Source organism: Streptomyces sp. NPDC002133, from assembly GCF_040296405.1.
In the GTDB taxonomy this organism is placed as follows: Bacteria; Actinomycetota; Actinomycetes; order Streptomycetales; family Streptomycetaceae; genus Streptomyces.
Genome location: NZ_JBEOXF010000047.1, coordinates 57,818 through 63,381 on the forward strand (window position 1 = coordinate 57,818; position 5,564 = coordinate 63,381).

A 5,564-nucleotide genomic window follows, 5' to 3' on the forward strand; every position below is an offset into this window, starting at 1 on the left:
GGCTGGAACGACCGCCGGCGCGACGGTGTGCCCGAGTGTCCGTGCTCACACGCCGGACGGGCCGGAACGAGCCGGTACGGCCGCAGGCGGAAGCCCCCGCCGCCTCGGCAGCGGCGGGGGCTTCACGGCGAAGTACAGGGCCGTACAGGCGCTACAGGCCGTACTGCTCCCGCGCGTCCTTCACCGCGGACGCCGGGACCTCTCCGCGGCGGGCGAGCTGGGCCAGTGCGGCGACCACGACGGACTGGGCGTCGACGCCGAAGTGGCGGCGGGCCGCCTCGCGCGTGTCCGACAGGCCGAAGCCGTCGGCGCCGAGCGAGGACCAGTCCTGCTCCACCCACTGGGCGATCTGGTCCGGGACCTGGCGCATGTAGTCGGTGACCGCGAGCACCGGACCCTCGGCGCCCTCGAGCGCCTGGCGTACGTACGGCACGCGGGACTCGCCGCGCAGCAGCGCCGCGTCCGCCTCCAGCGCGTCGCGCCGCAGCTCGGTCCAGGAGGTCGCGGACCAGACGTCGGCCGTCACGCCCCAGTCGGCGGCGAGCAGCTTCTGCGCCTCGAGCGCCCAGTGGATCGCCGTGCCCGAGGAGAGCAGCTGGATGCGCGGGTTGTCCGCCGCGCCCTCGCCCTCCTTGAAGCGGTAAAGACCGCGGACGATGCCCTCGTCCACACCCTCCGGCTTCGCGGGCTGCAGCATCGGCTCGTTGTAGACCGTCAGGTAGTAGAAGACGTCAGTGTCCTCTCCCGGGCGGGCTTCGCCGTACATCCTCCGCAGACCCTCCTTGACGATCGCCGCGACCTCGTACGCGAACGCGGGGTCGTAGGTCAGCGCCGCCGGGTTCGTCGCCGCGATCATCGGCGAGTGGCCGTCCGCGTGCTGCAGACCCTCACCCGTCATGGTCGTGCGGCCGGCCGTGGCGCCCAGCAGGAAGCCCTTGCCGAGCTGGTCGGCGAGCTGCCACATCTGGTCCGCGGTGCGCTGCCAGCCGAACATCGAGTAGAAGATGTAGAAGGGGATCATCGTCTCGCCGTGCGTCGAGTACGACGTCGACGCGGCCATGAAGTCGGCCATCGAACCGGCCTCGGTGATGCCCTCGTTGAGGATCTGGCCGTCCTTGGCCTCGCGGTAGTACATCAGCTGGTCGCGGTCGACCGGCTCGTACGTCTGGCCCATCGGCGAGTAGATGCCGATCGCCGGGAACAGCGACTCCATACCGAAGGTGCGCGCCTCGTCGGGGACGATCGGCACCCAGCGCCTGCCGGTGTCCTTGTCCCGGATCAGGTCCTTGACCAGGCGGACGAAGGCCTGCGTCGTTGCCAAGGCCTGCTTGCCGGAGCCCTTGTCGAAGGCGGCGAACGCCTTCTCGGCGGGCGCGGGCAGCGGGGCGACGGGGTGGACGCGGCGGGCCGGGGCCGGGCCGCCGAGGGCAGCGCGGCGCTCCTGGAGGTAGCGGACCTCGGGGGAGTCCGTACCCGGGTGGACGTACGGCACCTGACCGTCCGCGAACCGCGCGTCGGCGATCGGCAGGTCGAGCAGGTCCCGCATCGTCTTGAACTCGTCCACCGTCAGCTTCTTCATCTGGTGGTTGGCGTTCTTGGACGCGAAGCCCTCGCCGAGCGTGTGGCCCTTGACCGTCTGGGCCAGGATCACCGTCGGGGCGCCCTTGTACTCCACGGCGGCCTTGTACGCGGCGTACACCTTGCGCGGCTCGTGGCCACCGCGGGAGTAGTGGAAGCACTCGAGGATCTTGTCGTCGGACAGCAGCTTCGCCATCTCGACGAGCGCCGGGTCCTTGCCGAAGAAGTCCTCGCGGATGTAGGCGGCGTCGCGGGTCTGGTACGTCTGGACCTGCGCGTCCGGGACCTCGCGGAGACGGCGGACCAGGGCGCCGGTGGTGTCGAGCTGGAAGAGCTCGTCCCAGGCGTTGCCCCAGAGCGACTTCACGACGTTCCAGCCGGCGCCGCGGAACTGGGCCTCCAGCTCCTGCACGATCTTGAAGTTGGCGCGGACCGGGCCGTCGAGGCGCTGCAGGTTGCAGTTGATGACGAAGGTCAGGTTGTCCAGGCCCTCGCGGGCGGCGAGCCCCAGTGCCGCGGTCGCCTCGGGCTCGTCCATCTCGCCGTCGCCGAGGAACGCCCAGACGTGCGACGCGGAGACGTCCTTGATGCCGCGGTTGGTCAGATAACGGTTGAAGCGCGCCTGGTAGATCGCCGAGAGCGGGCCCAGGCCCATGGAGACCGTCGGGAACTCCCAGAGCCACGGCAGCCGGCGCGGGTGCGGGTACGAGGGCAGACCGTCGCCGCCGGCCTCCTGCCGGAACTTGTCCAGGTGGGCCTCGGTGAGGCGGCCGTCGAGGAAGGCGCGGGCGTAGATGCCGGGGGCCGCGTGGCCCTGGATGTACAGCTGGTCGCCGGAACCGTCGGCCTCCTTCCCACGGAAGAAGTGGTTGAAGCCGGTCTCGTAGAGCCAGGCGGCGGAGGCGAAGGTGGAGATGTGGCCACCGAGGCCGTACTTGGAGCCGCGGGTGACCATGACGGCGGCGTTCCACCGGTTCCAGGCGGCGATACGGCGCTCCATCTCCTCGTCACCGGCCACGGCGGGCTCGGCGGAGGTCGGGATGGAGTTGACGTAGTCCGTCTCCAGCAGCTTGGGCAGGTCCAGCCCTGAGACACCCTCGGCGTGCTGGAGGGTGCGTCGCATCAGGTACGCGGCGCGGTGGGGGCCGGCAGCCCTGGTGACGGCGTCGAGAGAGGCCGCCCATTCGGCGGTCTCCTCGGTGTCACGGTCCGGGAGCTGATCGAGCTCGCTCGGAAGCTTGCCTACGGGGTCGGTCATGATCGCCGCCTTCCGGAGTGGGAGGGGGTGGAGAAAGGGGCCTTGTCTGGCAGGACGGGGCCGCGGACTGGTGAGTCCGCTGTCGACTGTAAGCCGACGATCGATGATCGATCAAAGTTTGAAGCGAAAAACTTCTTCAGATCGACAAAGTCGGCACAGGGTGCCGCGAATCAGGGCACCCGGTGCCGGTTTTTCCGGCGAGGCCCCGCCCCACCGGCTCGGGTCTGCCTGGTGCCCGATCCGGCCGGTACCGGGCGCATCCGGCGGTGCCGGGTACACCGCGCGGGCCCGGCTCCCGACCCGGCACCGGGTATGCAGGGCGAGCCGGGCGCCGGGGCGCGGGTGCCCGCACAGGGACCGAGCACGAGGTGCTGGGCATGAGGTGCTACGCGCGGGGCGCTAGGCGCGGGGTGTCCGCACAGGGACCGAGCACGAGGTGCTGGGCATGAGGTGCTACGCGCGGGGCGCTAGGCAGGGGGCGCTAGGCATGAGGTGCTACGCACGAGGCGCGCAGCCGAGGACGTGGGCCTTGACCAGCGCGCCGATCGCCGGGTCGCGGCGCCGGAAGGCCGCGACCAGCTCCTCGTGCTCCTCCGCGTACGACTTCTGCTTCGTGCCCAGCCACCGGATGGACAGCGCGGTGAAGACCTCGATCCCGAGGCCCTCCCAGGTGTGCAGCAGCACCCCGTTCCCCGCCGCCTTCACCAGCTCCCGGTGGAAGGCCACCGTGTGCCGCACCTGCGCCGTCCCGTCCGAGGCGCGGTCGGCCTCGTACAGCGCCGACACATGCGGCTCCAGGGCCGAGCAGTCGGCCGCCAGCCGCTCCGCGGCCAGTTCTGCCGCGATCTGCTCCAGGCCGGCCCGGACCGGGTAGCTCTCCTCCAGGTCCGCCGCCGTCAGATTCCGCACCCGTACGCCCTTGTTGGGCGCCGACTCGATCAGCCGGAGCGACTCCAGCTCGCGCAGCGCCTCCCGTACGGGCGTCTGGCTCACGGCCAGTTCCGTCGCGATGCGGCGCTCGACGATCCGCTCGCCCGGCTTCCAGCGGCCGCTGACGATGCCCTCCACGATGTGCTCGCGGATCTGGTCGCGCAGCGAGTGGACGACGGGCATGGTCATGGACCGCTCCTTCAAGAAGAGCAAGAAGAGAAGACTCCTAGACAATACGGCGGCGCCCCTGCCGGAAAGTACTCCCCGGCAGGGGCGCCGCTGGTGAGGCTGGTTACAGCCCAGTAGCGATCTTGGCTCGGAGTCTTCGGCCCTCAGAGACCGAGCTCGACCTCGAACTCGCCGGCCTCCAGGATCGCCTTGACCGCCGTCAGGTAGCGGGCGGCGTCGGCGCCGTCCACCAGACGGTGGTCGTAGGAGAGCGTCAGGTACGTCATGTCCCGGACGCCGATGACCGTGCCCTCGGCGGTCTCGATGACGGCCGGACGCTTGACCGTCGCGCCGATGCCCAGGATCGCGACCTGGTTCGGCGGCACGATGATCGTGTCGAACAGCGCACCGCGTGAACCGGTGTTGCTGATGGTGAAGGTCGCACCGGCCAGCTCGTCCGGCGTGATCTTGCTGCCGCGGACCTTGGCCGCCAGGTCGGCGGTGGCCTTGGCGATACCGGCCAGGTTGAGGTCGCCCGCACCCTTGATGACCGGGGTCATCAGGCCCTTCTCGGAGTCCACGGCGATGCCGATGTTCTCCGAGTCGAAGTAGGTGATGGTGCCCTCGTCCTCGTTGATCCGGGCGTTGATGACCGGGTGGGCCTTCAGCGCCTGGGCAGCGGCCTTGACGAAGAACGGCATCGGGGACAGCTTGACGCCCTCGCGGGCGGCGAACGCGCCCTTGGCCTGGTTGCGCAGCCTCATCACCTTGGTGACGTCGACCTCGACGACCGAGGACAGCTGGGCCTGGCTGTGCAGCGCCTTCATCATGTTGTCGCCGATGACCTTGCGCATGCGGGTCATCTTGACCGTCTGGCCACGCAGCGGGGAGACCTCGAGGACCGGGGCCTTCTTCGCGGCGGCCGGAGCGGCGGCGGCCGGAGCCGGGGCAGCGGCGGCGGCCTTCGCGGCCTCGGCGGCGGCGACGACGTCCTGCTTGCGGATACGGCCACCGACGCCGGTGCCCTTGACCGTGGACAGGTCCACGCCGTTCTCGGCGGCGAGCTTACGGACCAGCGGCGTGACGTACGCGCCCTCGTCCACCGGAGCGGCCGGGGCAGCCGGGGCGACAGGCGCAGCCGGAGCCGGAGCGGCGGGAGCGGCCTGGACCGGCGCGGGCGCCGGAGCCGGGGCGGCGGCCGGGGCAGCAGGAGCCGGCGCCGGAGCCGCGGCAGGGGCAGGGGCCGGAGCCGGGGCCGCGGCAGGGGCCGGAGCCGCAGGAGCGGCGGGAGCAGCCGGAGCGGCACCCGGGGCACCGATCACGGCGAGCTTCGCGCCGACCTCGGCGGTCTCGTCCTCGCCGACCACGATCTCCAGCAGCACGCCGGACGTCGGCGCGGGGATCTCGGTGTCGACCTTGTCCGTGGAGACCTCGAGCAGCGGCTCGTCCTCGGCGACCTCCTCGCCGACCTGCTTGAGCCAGCGGGTGACGGTGCCCTCGGTGACCGACTCGCCCAGCGCGGGCAGTACGACGTCGGTGCCGGTGGCGCCGCCGGCCGGAGCGGCAGGCGCGGCAGCAGGGGCCGGAGCCGGGGCCGCAGGGGCCGCGGCGGCGGGTGCGGCCGGAGCCG

3 protein-coding genes are annotated in these 5,564 nt (G+C 71.4%); all 3 read right to left on the reverse strand.

Features of this window, described 5'->3' with window-relative positions; all coding sequences use genetic code 11:
* Positions 1–151: 151 nt before the first annotated feature.
* Positions 152–2,836 carry a pyruvate dehydrogenase (acetyl-transferring), homodimeric type gene (aceE, locus tag ABT078_RS31640; RefSeq protein ID WP_351233795.1) on the reverse strand — a complete coding sequence of 895 codons (2,685 nt, stop codon included), beginning with the start codon at positions 2,834–2,836 and terminating at the stop codon, positions 152–154.
* A 495-nt stretch (positions 2,837–3,331) separates the two neighbouring features.
* Positions 3,332–3,955: a GntR family transcriptional regulator gene (locus ABT078_RS31645; RefSeq protein ID WP_351233797.1), complete on the reverse strand. Its 624-nt coding sequence runs from the start codon at positions 3,953–3,955 to the stop codon at positions 3,332–3,334.
* Between the two features lie 143 nt (positions 3,956–4,098).
* The coding region (sucB, locus tag ABT078_RS31650) for a 2-oxoglutarate dehydrogenase, E2 component, dihydrolipoamide succinyltransferase (protein WP_351233799.1) at positions 4,099–5,564 on the reverse strand (1,466 nt) is incomplete at its 5' end.

Excerpts from the sequence above, each read along its gene's own strand:
- aceE (WP_351233795.1), bottom strand. The coding sequence starts at position 2,836 with ATGACCGACCCCGTAGGCAAGCTTCCGAGCGAGCTCGATCAGCTCCCG.
- ABT078_RS31645 (WP_351233797.1), bottom strand. The coding sequence starts at position 3,955 with ATGACCATGCCCGTCGTCCACTCGCTGCGCGACCAGATCCGCGAGCAC.